A 19,532-nucleotide genomic window follows, 5' to 3' on the forward strand; every position below is an offset into this window, starting at 1 on the left:
AAAAGAGTTGTGTAGATACCTATGCCGCGATGAGGCCATCAGCACCACCACAACCCCAAACTAAAAAGGCCCCTGGATTCGCATCCAGGGGCCTTTGGCTTTTCAGCGGTCAGTTACGCTGCTTTCGCTTCCAGCTGGCTCAACGAGCGGTTCAGGGCGCTGAACACCGCTTTGAAGCTGGCGGTGGTGATGTTTTCATCAATCCCCACGCCATGCACCGGACGTTCGCCGTTCACGCGCAGCTCGATGTAAGCCGCGGCCTTGGCGTTGGTCCCCGCGCCGATCGCATGTTCGTTGTAGTCCATGATCTCGACCCCAATCGGCAGGCCGGCCACCAGTGCTTCCAGTGCGCCATTGCCCTTGCCGTGCCAGCGCAGGTTGGTTTCGCCCTGGCCCTTGCCGGAAACTTCGACTTCTACCGAGCTGTTGCCGTTTTCTTCCTGCAGGCGATGGCTGACCAACGCGTACGGGGTGTTGGCTTGCAGGTATTCACGCTGCAACAACGCGTGGATCTGCGCGGCGGTCATTTCCAGGCCCACACGGTCGGTTTCGGCCTGTACCACCTGGCTGAACTCGATCTGCATGCGGCGTGGCAAGCTGATGCCGTATTCCTGCTCCAGCAGGTAGGCGATGCCGCCCTTGCCCGACTGGCTGTTGACGCGGATCACCGCCTCGTAGCTGCGGCCAATGTCGGCCGGGTCGATTGGCAGGTACGGCACTTCCCACAAGGTATCCGGTTTCTGCTGGGCAAAGCCCTTGCGGATCGCATCCTGGTGGGAGCCGGAGAATGCGGTGTGGACCAGGTCGCCGACATATGGGTGACGTGGGTGCACCGGGATCTGGTTGCATTCCTCGACCACTTTGCGCACGCCGTCGATGTCGGAGAAGTCCAGCTCAGGGTCCACACCCTGGGTGTAGAGGTTCAACGCCACAGTGACCAGGTCAACGTTACCGGTACGCTCGCCGTTGCCGAACAGGCAGCCTTCGACACGGTCGGCGCCAGCCATCAGGCCCAACTCGGTAGCCGCGACACCGGTGCCACGGTCGTTGTGGGTGTGCAGGCTGATGATCACGCTGTCACGACGGTTGATATGGCGACCGAACCACTCGATCTGGTCGGCATAGATATTCGGCGTGGCGCATTCCACGGTGGCCGGCAGGTTGAGGATCATCTTGTGCTCAGGCGTCGGGTTCCACACCTCGATCACCGCGTCACACACTTCCTTGGCGAATTCCAGTTCAGTAGCGCTGAAGGTCTCCGGGGAGTATTCGAAGGTCCACTGGGTTTCCGGCTGCTGGGCGGCGTACTTGACGAACAGCTTGGCCGCGTCGACCGCGATGGCCTTGATCCCGTCCTTGTCCTGGTTGAACACAATACGGCGGAAGGACGGCGAGGTGGCGTTGTACAAGTGCACGATGGCTTTCTTGGCGCCGCGCAGGGATTCGAAGGTGCGGGCGATCAAGTCTTCACGGCCCTGGGTCAGCACCTGGATGGTGGTGTCCTCGGGGATGTGGTTGTCTTCGATCAGGGTGCGCACGAAGTCAAAGTCGGTCTGCGAAGCGGCCGGGAACGAGGCTTCGATTTCCTTAACGCCCACCGCGACCAGGGTTTTCCAGAAGCGCAGTTTTTTCACCGCATCCATCGGTTCGATCAGCGACTGGTTGCCGTCGCGCAAGTCGGAGCTGCACCAGATCGGCGCGGTGGTGATGGTCTTCGACGGCCAGGTGCGGTCCGGGATATCAATGGTCGGGAATGCGCGGTATTTCGAAGACGGGTCTTTGAGCATGCTCATCAGAAGAATCCTTGTTGTAGGGCCGAGAAGAGGCGGCCTGCCAGAAAGCGTTTATTAGGGATGCAAACCGGGGACGAGGCAGATCGATTCAGCCTGGCAGTCGTGCGCTGACGAGGCACAGGCTGCGGTGCTGGCGGAGCTGAATGAGGGTGTGAGAGGTTTTCATAAGCTCAACCCTAACCGTCGGGGTGAAAGATGGCAAGCAGTCGAAAAAAATTGAGAGAAGTTCTGCTATTTCTGTGGGAAACGAGATTTTATGGTTGAGAAACGCTCAAGGCTTTGTTTTGTTTGCGTGAGGGTTTCAGGATGCGCAATCAGTGGAATTGAGCTGGCGTCATCGCGGGCACGTTGAATCGTTGCACCGCGATAACGCCCGTATGCCCAGCGATCACATCAAGGCTGGAACGCCCCAATAAAGATCGCCGGATCGACCCGCGCATCATTCAAGCTGATATTCCAGTGCATATGCGGCCCGGTCGCCCGGCCCGTCGCCCCGACCTTGCCCACCACCGTTCCACGCACCAATTGCTGGCCCACCTTCACGTCAATCTTCGACATATGGCAGAACATGCTGATAAAGCCCTGGCCATGGTCGACAAACACCGTATTGCCGTTGAAGAAATAATTGCCCACCAGAATCACCTTGCCATTGGCCGGGGTCTTGATCGGCGTGCCGGCAGGCACCGCGAAGTCCAGGCCCGAGTGCGGGTTGCGTTCTTCACCGTTGAAGAAGCGACGCACGCCGAACTTGCTCGACAGCGGGCCGTTCACTGGTTTGTCCAACACCAGGTTGCTTGGCAGGTTCGGGCTGAAGCTGCGGTAAGCCTTGAGTTGCACGGCCAGTTCGCCTTCGATGCGCTTGAGCTGCGCCGGAGCGGGGTTGACCTGGCTTTTGTTCTTCAGGGTGATGCGCTGTTCCGGGTACTTCTTGAAACCGACGATAAACGGCAGGGTGCGCCCACCGCTGCTGATGCGCTCGTTACCGGGCTTTACCGTCAATGGGATGCCGACAATCGCCAGCCAGTTGTCCTGTTCCTTGACCACCAGCACCGGTTTGCCCTGGTAGGTGGCTTTCGGTGCGGCGGCGGCGGGGCCCAGGTCGACCACGGCCACACCGCCGGGTACCGGCTTGTTCAGGGTGCGGGTGATGTAGCTGTCGGCGTGGGCATTGAAGGCGAGGCACAGCAGCATCAGCAGGCTAAATAGACGAGGCATCAATCAATCCAGTAATGAAAGGGTGACGGGTGTCAGGTGGTTATCTTCCACCCGCACTTGCAATTGGCCTTCACCGAGGCGCGCGGTCAGGCGTTGGCCGGTGTGGGTTTGCGCGGCATTGCGAATCGCCTGGCCGCGCTCGTCCAGCAGGATGCTGTAGCCACGGCCCAGGGTCGCCAGCGGGCTGACCACCTGCAACGTCTGCACCTGGCTTTGCAGTTGCAGACGACGGGCCTTGAGCCCTTCGCGCATGGCCCGGGGCAGGCGCTCGGCGAGGCTGTCCAGGCGCTGGCGCAGCAGGGCCAGTTGCCGCCCCGGATGCTGGCCGGCCAGGCGCGTTTCCAGGCGGATCAGGCGTTCGCGGCGGGTGTTGAGGCTGCGCTCGAACGCGCGGCGCAGGCGCATATCCAGGTCATCCAGGCGCTGGGCCTGCTGGCGCAGGCGCTCACCGGGGTGACGCAGGCGGCGGGCCATGCCTTCCAGGCGCAGGCGGTCGTGGGTCAGGCGATTGCGCATCAGCATCACCAGGCGCCGGTGCAGGCTTTCGACCTGGCGCACCAGATTGCTCGCATCCGGCGCCAGCAACTCAGCCGCCGCCGACGGCGTAGGCGCACGCACATCGGCCACGAAGTCACTGATGGACACATCGGTCTCATGGCCGACCGCACTGACGATGGGCGTGATACAGGCATCAATGGCCCGCGCCACGGCTTCTTCGTTGAAGCACCAGAGGTCTTCCAGGGAGCCGCCGCCACGGGCCAGGATCAGCGCGTCGAAGCCACGGGCATCCGCCAGCTTGAGGGCGCGGACAATCTGCGCCACGGCTTCGCGGCCTTGCACGGCGGTGGGGATCAGGGTCAGTTGCACGTTCGGCGCACGGCGGCCGAACACACTGATGATGTCGCGAATCACCGCGCCCGTGGGCGAGCTGATAATCCCGATGCGGCGTGGATGGGCCGGCAGCGCCACCTTGCGCTCGGCACTGAACAAGCCTTCGGCGCTGAGCTTTTCCTTCAAGGCGTCGAAGGCCAGGCGCAACGCGCCATCACCGGCCGGTTCCACTGTGTCGAGGATCAACTGATAGTCGCCACGGCCCTCGAACAGCGAGACCTTGCCCCGCACCTTGACCGCCAGGCCATCCTTCAGTGCCTGGCGCACCCGTGCGGCATTGTTGCGAAACAGTGCACAACGCACCTGCGCGCCGCTGTCCTTGAGGGTGAAGTACACATGGCCGGAGGCGGGGCGGGCGAGGTTGGAGATCTCGCCTTCGACCCAGATATTGGTGAACACGTCCTCCAGCAACACCCGCGCGCGGCCGTTGAGCTGGCTGACAGTCAGGACTTCGCGGTCCAGGCCCAGGCGGGCAAACGGGTCTTTAATCATGGGAAGAGATCTTTAGTCATGGGCGGCAGTTTATAGGCATTCGCCCAAGGTTTGACAGAACTGCGCCACCAACGCGCTCGGCGCCTGCGCGCAGGCCAGGGCCACGGTGCTGTGGCAATCGTGGTCGGCCAGGGGCCGGAAGTGAATATTGGCCGGGGCAATATCGCGCATCGACTCGGGCAGCAGGGCGATGCCAAACCCGGCCTGGATCAGTTGCAACTGGGTGGTCTTGCGTGACATCACCCGTGCGGCCTTGGGGAAAAATCCGGCACGCATGCACAATTCGGCCGACAGATAACTCAGACCTCCGCGTTGCGGGTGGGGGATCGAGATAAACGCTTCGTCTTTCAGCTGTGCCAGTTCAATGGCCGATGTGTGCCGGGCCAAAGGGTGCGCCGGCGGCACGGCCAGCAACAGTGGCTCCTTATATAAAGGCACGATGCGCACCCCTTCGCGCTGACGCAGTACCGGCAGGCGCAGCAGGCCGACCTCCAGGCGACCATCGGCAATGTCTTCCAACTGCGCTTCGGAGGACAGTTTGACGATATCCATCGACACCCCTGGGCACTGTTCCAGCCAGGTGCTGATCCCGCGCAGTACCCGCCCACTCATCGGCACTGTGCTGGAGTGGCTCAGGCGCAGGGTGCCGAGCTGGCCGTGGCCGACCTGGGTCGCCAGTTCACTGGCCTTGTGCAACTCGCCCAGCAGGTTGCGCGCCCGTGGATAAAACGCTTCGCCGGCGGCGGTCAGTCTGGGTTGGCGGGCGGTGCGCTCGAACAGCGGGGTTTGCAGGATAATTTCCAGCTCCTTGATCTGCCGGCTAAGGGCCGATTGCGCGACAAACAGGCGCTCGGCGGCGGCGCTGAAGCTGCCGCTCTCGGCGATTTCGACGAAGTAACGCAGTTGCCGGGTGGAAATCACGAGCCATGCCTTTTCGAGATGGGTGGAGGGTCTGGAAGATATTAGTCGCAACCCATCCGCTTGGCTAAAGTGAGGGCCATCGCTGACAAGGAATATTGCATGAGCCTGGTTGAATGGATGGGGCAGTGGTCGTTCGGGACGCTGGACTGGTTGGTAATCGGCCTGGGGATTGCCCTGGCCTACATCGTGTTTGGCATCGCCGGCTTCGGCACGGCGCTGGTGGCCGGGCCGATCCTGATTATGTTTATGCCGCTGTCGAAGATCATCCCGCTGCTGGTGCTGCTGGATTTCGTCGCGGCCTTTGGCAACCTGCTGCAATCGCGGCGGGATGTGGTCAAGCCGGAGCTGTTGCGATTACTGCCGTGCATGGCGATTGGCTGCACCCTCGGCGTGATCTTCTTGCTCAACCTGCACTCGGACCTGCTGCTGCTGTTGATGGGCCTGTTTATCAGCACCTATGCCATCTACAGCCTGGCGGTAAGGGCCAAGCCCACGGCCCTGGCTGCCGGCTGGTCGGTCCCCATGGGCGTGGTGGGCGGATTGTTTGGTGCGTTGTTTGGCAGTGGCGGCTTTTTATATGCGATCTATCTGAACAGCCGCCTGCCCAAGGACGGCGCGCGGGCGACCCAAAGCGCGCTGATCAGCGCGAGCACGGTGGTGCGCCTGAGTCTGTTTTTGATCGCCGGGGTGTATGCCGAGTTGCCGCTGCTGATGTTGGCGGTGTGCCTGTTGCCGGCGATGGCCCTGGGGCTGTGGGCGGGGCGGCGATTGACCCTGCGCATGTCCCGTGAGGCGTTTGTGCGCTTGGTGACATGGTTGGTGCTGGCCAGTGGCATTGCCTTGATTGGGCGGTATTTGAGTACTTGACCTGTGGGTTTCAGGGATTAAGCTGCCGGGCTCTAGGGCCTCATCGCGGGCGAGCCCGCTCCCACATTGAAATGCAATCGAATGTGGGAGCGGGCTTGCCCGCGATGGCGTCAGACGCCACACCGCAGGACTCCCATGAATTCCCAAAGCATCCTTGTCCCGAAAATCTCCACCTTGCCCGTCCACGAACCCCGCGCCCGGGCCATCGTGCGCTGGCTGGTGCGCAAGAACATCATCAAGGAAGAACTGACCACCTGCGGGCGCACCGGCAACCGCATGGGCTACGCCCTGGCCGACGGTGCCCGCGCCGTGGTGCTGCACCCCGAGGCGCTGCCGTTCAACGAGCCGGTCAATGGCCTGGAAATCATCTACAAACGCTGCATCTACACCCCGGCCAAGGGCTTTCTCGAAGAAGCCGGCTGCCCGGAATGCCTTAAAGAAGTCGGCGAGGCGCTGTTCGACAGCCTGGAAGACTGGATGCCCGGCCACACCGACAACTTCACCTGCCCGTTGTGTGGGCATGAAGATGACATCAACGGGTTTCTGTTCCTGCAGGAATGCGGCTTCTCCAACCTGGGCTTCATCTTCAACAACTGGGCGGAAGCGGGTTTCAAGCAGAGCTTTATCGACGAGTTTGCCGACTGGCTCGATCAGAAAATCAGCTGGGTCAAAGTCGAACTCTAGGAGCGCCCCGATCATTCCCACGCTCCGCCTGGGAACGATCAGGGCCTGGAAATTCCCCATCTATCAGTATTACCAAGTTTGTCAGAGTTTTACGTTGAGGCCCGAGGGGTGTCTGAGTATAATGACGCGCTTCCATTTTCCCGCTCGGGAGCCCCCGCGATGCTGCGTATCAGCCAAGAAGCTCTGACATTCGACGACATTCTCTTAGTGCCCGGTTATTCCGAGGTGCTTCCTAACGAAGTCAGTCTCAAGACCCGCCTAACCCGTGGCATCGAGCTGAATATTCCCCTGGTTTCCGCTGCCATGGACACCGTCACCGAAGCCCGTTTGGCAATCGCCATGGCTCAGGAAGGCGGCATCGGCATCATCCACAAGAACATGACCATCGAGCAGCAGGCTGCCGAAGTGCGCAAGGTCAAGCGTTACGAAGCCGGTGTGGTGAAAGATCCAATCACCATCGAAGCCGACGCCACCGTACGCGACCTGTTCGACCTGACCCGCCTGCACAACATCTCCGGTGTTCCCGTGCTGCATGATGGCGACCTGGTCGGCATCGTCACTTCCCGTGACGTGCGCTTCGAAAACCGTCTTGAAGTCACCGTCCGTGAAGTGATGACGCCTAAAGAGCGCCTCGTCACGGTCAAGGAAGGCGCCGACAAGAACGATGTGCGTGAACTGCTGCACAAGCACCGCATCGAGCGCGTGCTGATCGTCGACGACAAATTCGCCCTCAAAGGCATGATGACCGTCAACGACATCGAAAAAGCCAAGGCTTACCCGCTGGCCAGCAAGGATGACCAAGGTCGTCTGCGCGTTGGCGCCGCCGTTGGTACTGGTAAAGACACCGGCGACCGCGTTGCGGCCCTGGTCGCTGCCGGGGTTGACGTGGTGGTAGTCGACACCGCCCACGGTCACTCCAAAGGCGTGATCGACCGCGTGCGCTGGGTCAAGCAGAACTTCCCTGACGTACAGGTGATCGGCGGCAACATCGCCACCGGCGCAGCGGCCAAGGCCCTGGCCGAAGCGGGCGCTGACGCGGTCAAGGTCGGTATCGGCCCTGGCTCGATCTGCACCACGCGGATCGTCGCCGGTGTGGGCGTGCCGCAAATCAGCGCCATCGCCAATGTTGCCGCTGCCCTTGAAGGCACTGGCGTACCGTTGATCGCCGACGGCGGCATCCGTTTCTCCGGTGACCTGTCCAAGGCCATCGTAGCCGGTGCCTCCTGCGTGATGATGGGCTCGATGTTCGCCGGTACCGAAGAAGCACCAGGCGAGATCGAACTGTTCCAGGGCCGTTCCTACAAGGCTTACCGTGGCATGGGTTCGCTGGGCGCCATGTCCCAGGCGCAAGGTTCCTCCGATCGTTACTTCCAGGACTCCTCGGCAGGCGCCGAGAAGCTCGTACCGGAAGGCATCGAAGGCCGTGTGCCGTACAAGGGCACCCTGAGCGCCATCATCCATCAGCTGATGGGCGGCCTGCGTTCCTCGATGGGCTACACCGGCAGCGCCGACATCGAAGAAATGCGCACCAAGCCAGAGTTCGTACGGATCACCGGCGCCGGCATGGCTGAATCCCATGTCCACGACGTGCAGATCACCAAGGAAGCGCCAAACTACCGCGTAGGTTGAGGCTTCCAGCAAAACGTTAAGTAACCGGGGCTGTTCTTTCAGCCCCGAGTTGTTTCTGATTCATTAGACGAGACTGACTTCATGGCCCTCGACATTCACGCCCACCGCATCCTGATCCTCGACTTCGGTTCCCAGTACACCCAGCTGATCGCCCGCCGCGTGCGTGAAATCGGCGTGTACTGCGAACTGCACCCGTTCGACATGGATGACGAAGCGATCCGCGAATTCGCCCCTAAAGGTGTCATCCTGGCCGGTGGCCCCGAGTCCGTGCACGAAGCCAACAGCCCGCGTTGCCCGCAAGCGGTGTTCGACTTGGGCGTGCCGGTCTTCGGTATCTGCTACGGCATGCAGACCATGGCCGAGCAACTGGGCGGCAAGGTTGAAGGTTCCGAACTGCGTGAATTCGGTTACGCCCGTGTCGACGTGGTCGGCAAGAGCCGCCTGCTGGACGGCATCGAAGACCACATCGACGCCGACGGCCTGTTCGGCCTCGACGTCTGGATGAGCCACGGTGACAAGGTCACCAAGATGCCGGAAGACTTCCACATCCTGGCCAGCACGCCGAGCTGCCCGATTGCCGGCATGTTCAACGACGAGCGCGGCTACTACGGCGTGCAGTTCCACCCGGAAGTGACCCACACCAAGCAGGGCGGCCGCATCCTGTCGCGCTTCATCCTCGACATCTGCCAGTGCGAAGCCCTGTGGACCCCGTCGAAGATCGCTGAAGACGCCATCGCCAACGTGCGTGCCCAGGTCGGTACTGACAACGTCCTGCTCGGCCTGTCCGGCGGCGTAGACTCCTCCGTGGTTGCTGCGCTGCTGCACAAGGCCATCGGTGACCAACTGACTTGCGTGTTCGTCGACAACGGCCTGCTGCGCCTGCACGAAGGCGAGCAAGTGATGGCCATGTTCGCCGAGAACATGGGCGTCAAGGTGATCCGTGCCAACGCCGAAGATCAGTTCCTCAACAACCTGGCCGGCGAGTCCGACCCAGAGAAGAAGCGCAAGATCATCGGCCGCACTTTCATCGACGTCTTCGATGCCCAGTCCAACAAACTGGACAACATCAAGTACCTCGCCCAGGGCACCATCTACCCCGACGTGATCGAGTCGGCCGGCGCCAAGAGTGGCAAGGCCCACGTGATCAAGTCCCACCACAACGTGGGTGGCCTGCCTGAGGAAATGAACCTCAAGCTGGTAGAACCGCTGCGCGAACTGTTCAAGGACGAAGTTCGTCGTCTGGGCCTGGAACTGGGCCTGCCGTACGACATGGTCTACCGCCACCCATTCCCAGGCCCGGGCCTGGGCGTGCGCATCCTCGGTGAAGTGAAAAAGGAATACGCCGACCTGCTGCGTCGTGCCGACCACATCTTCATCGAAGAACTGCGCAAGGCCGACTGGTACCACAAAGTCAGCCAGGCCTTCGTCGTGTTCCAACCTGTGAAATCGGTTGGGGTTGTAGGCGATGGCCGTCGCTACGCCTGGGTCGTGGCCCTGCGTGCCGTAGAAACCATCGACTTCATGACCGCCCGCTGGGCACACCTGCCGTACGAACTGCTGGAGACTGTCAGCGGCCGTATCATCAATGAAATCGAAGGTATCTCGCGCGTGACGTATGACGTGTCGAGCAAGCCGCCGGCGACGATTGAGTGGGAATGATCGGGCGTCCGGCACTGACCGGCACCCCTCTAGCAAAAAGTACCCTGAAGCCCGCTTAATTGCGGGCTTTTGGTAATGGGTTACCGGCGGCCTTCGCACACCGGTGATTCGCCGATGCGGCCTTCCTTGCACAGGTCGATGTTATCTGTGCGCTTGAAGCCGGCGTCTTTCATGCAATAAAACTGCGTGAGCACCTGGTCAATCGGCGTCCTGTCCCCTGTCCCTGTCATGGTATAGCCGCAGGCGGTCATAGCACTCTTGACGCCTTCTTCAGACACTCCGTTCTTCTTCCAATTGGTAAATTCCGGCGGCGGAGGTTGAAAGCCCCTGCCCGTGCAGCCAATCAATAACACAGCGCAAAAACTCAGCAACAGGCTCTTCGTGAGCATGGCGTTCTTCCTCATGGTTTGGCTCGGATATCGTATGCGTCGTATCAGCGAGCTTGTCGAGGTAGTGTCGAGGGCTGCTCAGGAGTAACTAGAAAAACTCATCCAACAGGCAGTAAAAAGCCATTCGCTGCTCATCAGGTTCCACACCATACCTCTCAAAGAACGGCCTGACCCATTCCTGCCCCAAGTTGCGCTCGACACTGCGGGCCGCCAGGGCCAGATCTTGATAACGGTCACTGACCCCCAGGCGGCCGCAGTCGATAAAACCACTGAAGTGACCGTCCGCTGCCATGAAGTTCGGCAGGCAGGCGTCGCCGTGGGTTACCACCAAGTCATGGGTGGTGGGCCGTGTCGACAGGAGTTCGGCGAACACATCGGTGGCGCTACGTCCCAATCGCTCATCGTCGAAGTCCGTTACATCAATCAGCCCGGCGTTGATATGTGCCTGGGCGACGGTGATGCGCAGTTCCAGGGTGTGATCGAAGGGGCATTGCGCCACGGGGATCTGGTGCAATGTACGCAGGGCGTTGGCCAGGATGTCGATGATCTGCGCGGCAGAAAGGTCACTGCTACTGGCCAGGTCCTGTCCCGGGATGGCGCTCATCAGCAGCCAGTGGTGAAGGTTTTCCTGCACCTCATCCAGCACCACCGGCGCCGGCAGGCCCTGCTGTTGCAGCCAGTGAAGGCGCTCGATTTCATCGGCAAGCTCGGCGTGTTCTACGAGGGGCTCGGCCTTCAGGAACAGGTCCGTGCCGTTGTCCCTGCGTAGCCGGAAGACGTCAGCCCGCGACTCGCCGATGGCCTGCTGCTCGATCAGCGCATGGGGGAACTGTTCACGCCATTTGTTTGGAATATTCACAGGGCTTTTCCTTTTTCCTGCTTTAGCGCCGTGCAATATCCGAGAAGTAAAACTTATCCAGCGTATGCCGCGACTCGGTGTATTCGAACTGCCGCCCGTCCTGCAAAAATGTCTGGTTGCTCACCACAATCACATGGCTCTGGCCGTCGAGGTCCAGGTGCGCCTGGTCGTCCTTGCTGCGGGGCAGGGCTTCGATGGTGCGCTGGGCGTAGCTGATCTGCAGATGCAGGGTCTGTTCGATGAAGGCGTAGATCGACTGCTCGGCAATCGCCTGGTCCAATCCGGGGATCAACTCGGCGACGAAGTGGTTGATGTCGAGGATCACCCGTTTGCCGCCGATGCGCCGCACCCGTTTGATGCGGGTAATCAGGGTGCCGGGCTCGGCCTCGATATGTTGCAGCAGCGAGCCTTCCAGCGGGAGTTGGGTGAACTCGACCACTTCGGTGCGTACATCATCGCCCAGGTCGGCGTGGGTTTCGTGGAAGCTGACGATGCCGCCCAGTTGAAACTCAATCGGGTTGGGCGACAGCACGAAGGTGCCCTTGCCATGGATTTTTTGCGCGAACCCACGCTCCTGCAATTGCTCGATGGCCCGGCGCACGGTGCCACGGCTGGCCTGGTAGGTGTCCATCAATTCGGTTTCGGAGGGCAGGCGCGTGCCGCGTTGCAGGCGTTCGGTGGTGATGCTGGCAAGCAGATCGGTGTAGATCTGGTTGTATTTACTCATGGAGAGGGCTCTGTGCCGCGTTTGCTTTCAAGGCAGGAACCTTAGTGGCAGAGGCGGGCTTTGTCCATTGGCCCCTTGGAAAGCGGTGGGCGACTATTTTTGTAACTCGTACAGACGAGTTGTTGCTTTAACTCGTCTGTACGAGTACTTTTGCCCTCGGCATGCTGCCAATAACAAGAATCTAAAGTGGAAGAACAAGCATGAGCCACGACTATTCCAACATCGCCCGCGAGATTCTCCAGAACCTCGGGGGCAGCGATAACCTTGAGCAGGCGGCCCACTGCGTGACGCGCCTGCGCCTGGCCCTCAAGGACCCGAGCCTGGTCAACGGCAGTGCGTTGAACCAGGTCGACCTGGTCAAGGGCTCGTTCTTCACCGGCGGTCTGTTCCAGATCGTCATCGGCCCCGGCGAAGTCGAAAAGGTCTACGCCGCCTTGCGCGAGCAGACTGGCCTGGCCGCCGCCACCATTGCCGATGTGAAGAAGAAGGGCGCCGACAAGACCAACGCCATGCAGCGCCTGGTGCGGGTGTTCTCCGATGTGTTCATGCCGATCCTGCCGGCGCTGATCATTGCCGGCCTGCTGATGGGCATCAACAACCTGATGGGCGCCAAGGGCATGTTCATCGAGGGCCAGACCTTGCTCGAGGCTTATCCGAACCTGGATGGCCTGTGGAGCCTGATCAACCTGATGGCCAACACCTCGTTTGTGTTCCTCCCGGCGCTGGTGGGCTGGTCGGCGGCCAAGCGCTTTGGCGGCAGTGAAATCCTCGGCATCGTGCTCGGCCTGATGCTGGTCCACCCGGACTTGCTCAACGCCTGGAACTACGGCAAGGCGGTGGCCGGGCTCGACGGCCAGAGCTTGCCGTACTTCGATATTCTGGGCTGGTTCCAGATCGAGAAGGTCGGCTATCAAGGCCAGATCCTGCCGATTCTGATGGCCGCCTACGTCATGAGCGTGATTGAAAAATGGCTGCGGGCGCGGGTGCCGAATGCCATCCAATTGCTCGTCGTGCCGATCACCACCATCGTCGTCACCGGCGTGCTGGCCCTGGCAATCATCGGCCCGGTGACCCGGCACCTCGGCATCCTGATCACCGAAGGCGTGGTCACTCTGTTTGACCTGGCGCCAATGGTGGGCGGGGCGATTTTCGGCCTGCTGTATGCGCCGCTGGTGATTACCGGCATGCACCACATGTTCCTTGCCGTGGACCTGCAGCTGATCTCGACCCAGGGCGGCACGTTTATCTGGCCGATGATTGTCATGTCCAACCTGGCCCAGGGCAGCGCGGCCCTCGGGGTGTTCTACATGAGCCGCAATGCGCGGGACAAAAGCATGGCCTCGACCTCGGCGATTTCCGCTTACTTCGGCATCACTGAACCGGCGATGTTTGGGGTGAACCTGCGCTTCAAGTTCCCGTTCTATGCCGCCCTGCTGGGCTCGGCCCTGGGCAGCATTTTCCTCTCGCTGAACAAGGTGCAGGCCTCGGCCATCGGCGTGGGCGGCCTGCCCGGATTTATTTCGATCGTGCCGCAATCCATCGCGATGTTTGTGATCGGCATGGTCATCGCGATTGTCGTGCCGTTTGTTCTGACCTGTGGGTTGAGCATGAAAATTGTTCGGCCGGGTTATCGCGTCGCCTGATAGATCGCCATCGCAGGCAAGCCAGCTCCCACATCTGGAATGCGTTCCCCTGTGGGAGCCGGGCTTGCCCGCGATGAGGCCCGCAAGACCAGCACACCACTCTACTGAAGGAGCCCACCATGCAAGACTGGCAACACTCGGTGATCTACCAGATCTACCCCAAAAGCTTCCACAGCCATGCGGGTAACGCCACCGGTGACCTGCTGGGCATCGTGGACAAACTCGACTACCTCCAGTGGCTGGGCGTCGATTGCCTGTGGATCACCCCGTTCCTGCGCTCGCCCCAGCGCGACAATGGCTATGACATCAGCGACTACTACGCCATCGACCCCAGCTACGGGACCATGGCCGACTGCGACCTGCTGATCAGCGAAGCGGCCAAGCGCGGCATCAAGCTGATGCTCGATATCGTGGTCAACCACACCTCCATCGAGCACGAGTGGTTCCAGCAGGCGCGCAGCAGCCTCGACAACCCGTACCGCGACTTCTACATCTGGCGCGACCAGCCCAATAACTGGGAATCCAAGTTCGGCGGCTCGGCCTGGGAATACGAGGCGCAGACCGGCCAGTACTTCCTGCACCTGTTCGACCACACCCAGGCCGACCTCAATTGGGACAACCCCAAGGTGCGCGCCGAAGTCTACAAGCTCATGCGCTTCTGGCGTGACAAGGGCGTGGGCGGCTTCCGTCTGGACGTGATCAACCTGATCTCCAAGCCGGCGGATTTCCCCGAAGACAACAGCGACGGCCGGCGCTTCTACACCGATGGGCCGAACGTGCATGCCTACCTGCAGGAAATGCACCGCGAAGTGTTCGAGGGCCACGCGCTGATCAACGTTGGCGAGATGTCCTCCACCAGCCTCGAACACTGCATTCGCTACTCGCGACCAGAGTCGAAAGAGCTGTCGATGACCTTCAACTTTCATCACCTGAAAGTCGATTACCCCAACCTGCAAAAGTGGGTGCGCGCCGACTTCGACTTCCAGCAACTCAAACGGATTTTCTCCGACTGGCAACTGGGCATGCAGGCCGGGGGCGGCTGGAACGCGTTGTTCTGGTGCAACCATGATCAGCCGCGGGTGGTCTCGCGCTTTGGCGATGACGGCGAGCACCGCGTGGTCTCAGCCAAGATGCTCGCCACGGCCCTGCACTTCCTCCAGGGCACGCCGTTTGTGTACCAGGGCGAAGAGCTGGGCATGACCAATCCGGGCTTCGACAGCATCGAGCAGTACCGTGATGTCGAGACCCTCAACATCTACCGCCTCAAGCGCGATGCCGGTGAGTCCGAGGCCTCGAGCATGGCCGCGATCATGCAGAAATCCCGCGATAACGGCCGCACGCCGATGCAGTGGGATAGCAGCCAGGCCAATGCCGGCTTCAGCCGCGCTGAACCGTGGATCGGCATCCCGGCCAATGCGGCGCAGATCAATGTCCAGAGCCAGCTGGATGACCCGGATTCGGTGCTGCATCACTACCGCGCGCTGATCGCCTTGCGGCGCCTTGAGCCGCTGATTCAAGAAGGCGTCTACCGCCAACTGCTGCAAGACCACGACAAGGTCTGGGCGTACCTGCGTGAAGGCCATGGCGAGCGCCTGTTGGTGCTGAACAACTTCTATGGCCAGCCCTGCGAAATCCAGTTGCCCAACAACCTGATCAGCGCGGCGAGTGAGCAACGCCTGCTGATCAGCAACTACCCCGACTGCCCGGTGCCCACGGACACGGTCATCTTGCGTCCTTACGAGTCTTTTGTGCTGCACCTGACCGACTGAAACATCCCCTTTTCAGGCGCCGGCTTGCCGGCTCCGACAGGGAAAAAATAAGAAAAAATAATGGAGCGCTTCATGAAAACAACAATAAAGCTGGGCCTCGTTGCATCCTGTCTGACCCTGCCCCTGGCGGCGCATGCCCTGGAATTTGCCGGCTACCTGCGCAGCGGCGCCGGCACCTCGACCGGCAGCGGCCCGCAGCAATGTTTCCAACTGCCGGGCGCCCAATCCAAATACCGCCTGGGCAACGAATGCGAACAATATGCCGAGCTGGAGTTGCGCCAGGACCTGTTCACCCTGGGTGACGGCTCGGTGCTGAGCGTGGATGCCATGGCCTCGCTGTACAACAAGTACGACCGCGAGCTGAAGTTCCAGGGCGAAAACAACGGCTCGGCGCGCATGCCGCAGATGTATGCGCAGTGGTCGAATATGCCCAGCCTCAATGGCGGCTCATTGTGGGCCGGCCGGCGCTACTACAAACGTAATGACATCCATATTTCCGACTTCTACTACTGGAACCAGAGCGCCACCGGCGGCGGCATCGAGGACGTGCTGATCGGCGATCTGAAATACAGCTACGCCCTGTCGCGCAAGGACAACCTGTACCAGAAGGAATACGCCACCCGTCACGACTTCAACGTCGCAGGCTTCAAGACCAACCCCGGCGGCGAGCTGGAGCTGGGCCTGAGCTATATCGAACAGGCGGGCGGGCGCGACACCCACAGCGGCTGGGCCCTCACTGCGCAGCATGTGCAGGCCGCGTTCCTCGGAGGCAAGAACAAGTTCGCCCTGCAGTACGGCGAAGGGCCGGGCACTGGCCTTGGCTACACCGGCAACACGGCACTGGAGCGCAGCAGCAAAAGCTACCGCGCGGTGGAGTTTTTCGACTGGCAAGTGACCCCGCGTTTTGGCGGCCAGGTCGAGGCGGTGTACCAGAAAGACGTGCGCCCCGGCAGCCAGGACCAGACCTGGATGTCCATCGGTGTGCGCCCGGCGTATGCCATCAGCGAGCAGTTCAAGCTGGTCACCGAACTGGGACATGATCAGGTCGACGCCAGCGGCGGCACGCGCAAACTCAGCAAATTCACCTTCGCCCCGACCTGGTCGCCCAAAGGCCCGGATTTCTGGGCGCGGCCGGAGGTGCGTTTGTACTACACCTATGCCACCTGGAACGAAGCGGCCAAGCGTGCGGCCAACGAACTGGCGGCGGGTTCGGCGTTGTCCGACACCGGCTCCTATGGCACCGCGCGGCATGGCTCCAACTTCGGTGTGCAGGTCGAATACTGGTGGAAATAAACACCGGCTTTATGTGGGAGCCGGGCTTGCCCGCGATACCGGCGGCTCGGTGTTCCAGTGCAACCGCATTGATGCAATCGCAGGCAAGCCAGCTCCCACTGGGGCCCATTTCACCCCGGGATTTGTACTCGGCCGATGATTTTTACAGAACCAAACAGCAGGTGATGTCATGACCACAACTCAACCCCTGGAACTGCTGGCGCCCCTGGCGGGTGTGCTGTTGCCCCTGGACCAGGTGCCGGATCCGGTGTTCTCCAGTCGCCTGATCGGCGATGGCGTGTGTATCGACCCCACCTCGCAGACCCTCTGCGCGCCGCTGGCCGGGGTGATCAGCAATGTCCAGGACAGTGGGCATGCGGTCAGCGTCACCGACGACTACGGCGTGCAGGTGCTGATGCATATCGGCCTGGATACCGTGAACCTGGCGGGCAAGGGCTTCACCCGGCTGGTCGAGGAAGGCCAGCGGGTCGAGGCGGGTCAGCCGTTGATCGAGTTTGATGCCGACTTTATCGCGCTCAATGCTCGCAGCCTGCTGACCCTGATGCTGGTGGTCAGCGGCGAGCCATTTGTGCTGCTGGCGACGGACACCGGGCTCGTCGCCGCCGGGCAACCGTTGCTGCGGGTGACCCCGGCAATCCGTGCGGCCAACGACGAGGAAGAGGAGGGCGACGCACTGTTTTCCAAACCCCTCACGCTGCCCAATGCCAACGGCTTGCATGCCCGCCCGGCGGCGGTGCTGGCCCAGGCGGCGAAGGGCTTCAATGCGAGCATCTGCCTGCACAAGCAAACCCAGAGCGCCAACGCCAAGTCCCTGGTGGCGATCATGGCGTTGCAGACGGTGCAGGGCGATACCTTGCAAGTCAGCGCCGCGGGGCAGGACGCCGAGGCGGCGATTCAGGCGCTGGTCGCGCTGTTGCTGGAGGGCTGTGGCGAAACCGTAGCGGTGCTGGCCGAGGAGGTTAAACCGGTCGCGCCGCTGTCGTCGGCGAGCGTGTTGCGCGGCGTCTGTGCGTCGCCCGGTTCGGCGTTTGGCCAAGTAGTGCAGGTGGCCGAGCCGCAGCTGAATGTGCCTGAAGAGGGGGCTGGCGAGGCGCTGGAACGGGCCGCCCTGGAACGTGGCTTGCGCGCTGCAACCCAGGCGCTGCAGGCGTTGCAGGACAAGCCCGGCGGCAGTGCCCAGGTAGAGATTTTCCGTGCCCATCAGGAATTGCTCGAAGACCCGACCCTGCTTGAACAAGCCCACGCCCTGCTCGCCGAAGGCAAGAGCGCCGCGTTTGCCTGGAACAGCGCCACACTCGCTACCGCCGGGCTGTTCGAGCAATCAGGCAGCCCCCTGCTGGCCGAACGCGCCGCCGACATGGCGGATGTTGGCCAGCGCGTGCTCAAGCTGATTCTCGGGGTTCAAGACGGCGCCTGGGAGTTGCCGGAGCAGGCCATCCTGATTGCCGAGCAATTGACCCCCTCGCAAACCGCCAGCCTCGATCCGGGCAAGGTGTTGGGGTTTATCACCGTGGCCGGAGGGGCCACCAGCCACGTCGCCATTCTTGCTCGCGCCCTGGGCTTGCCGGCGATGTGCGGTGTGTCGGCCCAGGTCCTGGCGTTGCCCGATGGCAAGCCCGTGTTGCTGGACGCCGACAAAGGCGAACTGCACCTCGACCCGGACCTGGCGGTGATCGAGACGCTGCGGGCTGCGCGCGAGCAGCAGGTTGTGCGCCACCAGCGCGATCTGCAGCAGGCCGCCTTGGCCGCCATCACTCGCGATGGTCATCATATTGAGGTGACCGCCAACGTCGCTTCGCTGCAGGAGGTGCAGCAAGCCCTGGTCCTGGGGGCCGAGGGGGTCGGGCTGTTGCGCTCGGAGTTTCTCTACCTGGACCGCAACCGCGCGCCGAGCCCGCAGGAACAGGCCCAGACCTACAGCGCCATTGCCGGTGTCCTGGGCACCGAGCGCAATCTGGTGGTACGCACGTTGGATGTGGGCGGTGACAAACCCTTGGCCTATGTGCCGATGGACAGCGAGACCAACCCCTTTCTTGGCCTGCGCGGCATTCGCCTGTGCCTGGAGCGCCCGCAACTGTTGCACGAGCAGTTCCGCGCAATCCTTGCCAGCGCGGGCCTGGCGCGGCTGCATATCATGTTGCCGATGGTCAGCCTGTTGTCGGAGCTGCATCAGGCCCGGCAGATCCTCGAAGAGGAAGCGCTGGCCCTGGGGCTTGCCGAGCTGCCGAAGCTGGGGATCATGATTGAGGTGCCGTCGGCGGCATTGATGGCGGATGTGTTTGCGCCCCATGTGGACTTTTTCTCGATCGGCACCAATGACCTGACCCAATACACCCTGGCCATGGACCGCGACCACCCGCGCCTGGCCAGCCAGGCCGACAGCTTTCACCCGGCGGTGCTGCGCCTGATCGCCACCACGGTCAAGGCCGCCCATGCCCATGGCAAGTGGGTGGGTGTGTGTGGCGCGCTGGCGTCCGAAACACTGGCGGTGCCGATGTTGATCGGGCTGGGGGTGGACGAGTTGTCCGTCAGCGTACCGTTGATCCCGAGTATCAAGGCCACCGTGCGTGACCTGGACCTGGCGGACTGCCAACTGATCGCCCACCAGGTGTTGAACCTGGAAGAGGCCGCCCAGGTGCGCGAGGCCCTGAGCCAATACCACGCAGCGACCGTCGAAACCTCATTGGTTGTGGAGAACTGA

Annotated in this window: 15 protein-coding genes; 8 read left to right on the forward strand and 7 right to left on the reverse strand. The window is 61.8% G+C overall.

Features of this window, described 5'->3' with window-relative positions:
- Positions 1-113: 113 nt before the first annotated feature.
- The 4 genes from leuA to PSH80_RS05115 all read right to left on the reverse strand — a co-directional run bounded on the left by leuA (position 114) and on the right by PSH80_RS05115 (position 5,312).
- Positions 114-1,793: a 2-isopropylmalate synthase gene (leuA, locus tag PSH80_RS05100; RefSeq protein WP_057960565.1), complete on the reverse strand. Its 1,680-nt coding sequence runs from the start codon at positions 1,791-1,793 to the stop codon at positions 114-116.
- A 393-nt stretch (positions 1,794-2,186) separates the two neighbouring features.
- On the reverse strand, positions 2,187-3,008 hold the full coding sequence (locus PSH80_RS05105) for a M23 family metallopeptidase (RefSeq protein WP_128593883.1): 822 nt from the start codon (positions 3,006-3,008) through the stop codon (positions 2,187-2,189).
- Positions 3,009-3,011: 3 nt separating this feature from the next.
- On the reverse strand, positions 3,012-4,391 hold the full coding sequence (xseA, locus tag PSH80_RS05110; RefSeq protein WP_057960563.1) for an exodeoxyribonuclease VII large subunit: 1,380 nt from the start codon (positions 4,389-4,391) through the stop codon (positions 3,012-3,014).
- A gap of 30 nt (positions 4,392-4,421) precedes the next feature.
- On the reverse strand, positions 4,422-5,312 hold the full coding sequence (locus tag PSH80_RS05115) for a LysR family transcriptional regulator (protein WP_305419438.1): 891 nt from the start codon (positions 5,310-5,312) through the stop codon (positions 4,422-4,424).
- A 99-nt stretch (positions 5,313-5,411) separates the two neighbouring features.
- On the opposite strand from PSH80_RS05115, the gene PSH80_RS05120 reads away from it, so the two are divergent.
- The 4 genes from PSH80_RS05120 to guaA all read left to right on the forward strand — a co-directional run bounded on the left by PSH80_RS05120 (position 5,412) and on the right by guaA (position 10,151).
- A complete protein-coding gene (locus PSH80_RS05120; RefSeq protein WP_057960561.1) occupies positions 5,412-6,179 on the forward strand; it encodes a sulfite exporter TauE/SafE family protein in 768 nt (255 codons plus the stop codon).
- A gap of 135 nt (positions 6,180-6,314) precedes the next feature.
- Positions 6,315-6,863: a hypothetical protein gene (locus PSH80_RS05125; RefSeq protein ID WP_057437964.1), complete on the forward strand. Its 549-nt coding sequence runs from the start codon at positions 6,315-6,317 to the stop codon at positions 6,861-6,863.
- A gap of 159 nt (positions 6,864-7,022) precedes the next feature.
- Positions 7,023-8,492, forward strand: a complete 1,470-nt coding sequence (gene guaB, locus PSH80_RS05130) for an IMP dehydrogenase (protein WP_003209646.1) — start codon at positions 7,023-7,025, stop codon at positions 8,490-8,492.
- Positions 8,493-8,573: 81 nt separating this feature from the next.
- The gene (gene guaA / locus PSH80_RS05135) at positions 8,574-10,151 is read left to right on the forward strand and encodes a glutamine-hydrolyzing GMP synthase (protein ID WP_017134673.1); all 1,578 of its coding nucleotides are present in this window, start codon (positions 8,574-8,576) and stop codon (positions 10,149-10,151) included.
- A gap of 80 nt (positions 10,152-10,231) precedes the next feature.
- Here the strand turns inward: guaA and PSH80_RS05140 are convergent, their stop codons facing one another.
- From PSH80_RS05140 to treR, 3 genes are all read right to left on the reverse strand, one after another.
- Positions 10,232-10,540: a hypothetical protein gene (locus tag PSH80_RS05140; RefSeq protein WP_305419442.1), complete on the reverse strand. Its 309-nt coding sequence runs from the start codon at positions 10,538-10,540 to the stop codon at positions 10,232-10,234.
- An 88-nt stretch (positions 10,541-10,628) separates the two neighbouring features.
- Positions 10,629-11,399 (reverse strand): APH(3')-II family aminoglycoside O-phosphotransferase, encoded by a 771-nt coding sequence (locus tag PSH80_RS05145; protein WP_169990401.1) that lies wholly within the window; start codon positions 11,397-11,399, stop codon positions 10,629-10,631.
- Between the two features lie 22 nt (positions 11,400-11,421).
- Positions 11,422-12,126, reverse strand: a complete 705-nt coding sequence (gene treR, locus PSH80_RS05150; protein WP_057960558.1) for a trehalose operon repressor — start codon at positions 12,124-12,126, stop codon at positions 11,422-11,424.
- 200 nt (positions 12,127-12,326) lie between these two features.
- On the opposite strand from treR, the gene treP reads away from it, so the two are divergent.
- From treP to ptsP, 4 genes are all read left to right on the forward strand, one after another.
- Positions 12,327-13,769 carry a PTS system trehalose-specific EIIBC component gene (gene treP / locus PSH80_RS05155; RefSeq protein WP_057437971.1) on the forward strand — a complete coding sequence of 481 codons (1,443 nt, stop codon included), beginning with the start codon at positions 12,327-12,329 and terminating at the stop codon, positions 13,767-13,769.
- A gap of 119 nt (positions 13,770-13,888) precedes the next feature.
- Positions 13,889-15,538 carry an alpha,alpha-phosphotrehalase gene (gene treC / locus PSH80_RS05160; protein WP_186626239.1) on the forward strand — a complete coding sequence of 550 codons (1,650 nt, stop codon included), beginning with the start codon at positions 13,889-13,891 and terminating at the stop codon, positions 15,536-15,538.
- A 72-nt stretch (positions 15,539-15,610) separates the two neighbouring features.
- Complete coding sequence (locus PSH80_RS05165; protein ID WP_128593881.1) at positions 15,611-16,831, forward strand: carbohydrate porin; 1,221 nt, start codon at positions 15,611-15,613, stop codon at positions 16,829-16,831.
- Between the two features lie 169 nt (positions 16,832-17,000).
- A complete protein-coding gene (gene ptsP, locus PSH80_RS05170) occupies positions 17,001-19,532 on the forward strand; it encodes a phosphoenolpyruvate--protein phosphotransferase (protein ID WP_305419445.1) in 2,532 nt (843 codons plus the stop codon).

This window comes from Pseudomonas sp. FP818 (assembly GCF_030687335.1).
Taxonomy (GTDB): domain Bacteria; phylum Pseudomonadota; class Gammaproteobacteria; order Pseudomonadales; family Pseudomonadaceae; genus Aquipseudomonas; species Aquipseudomonas shahriarae.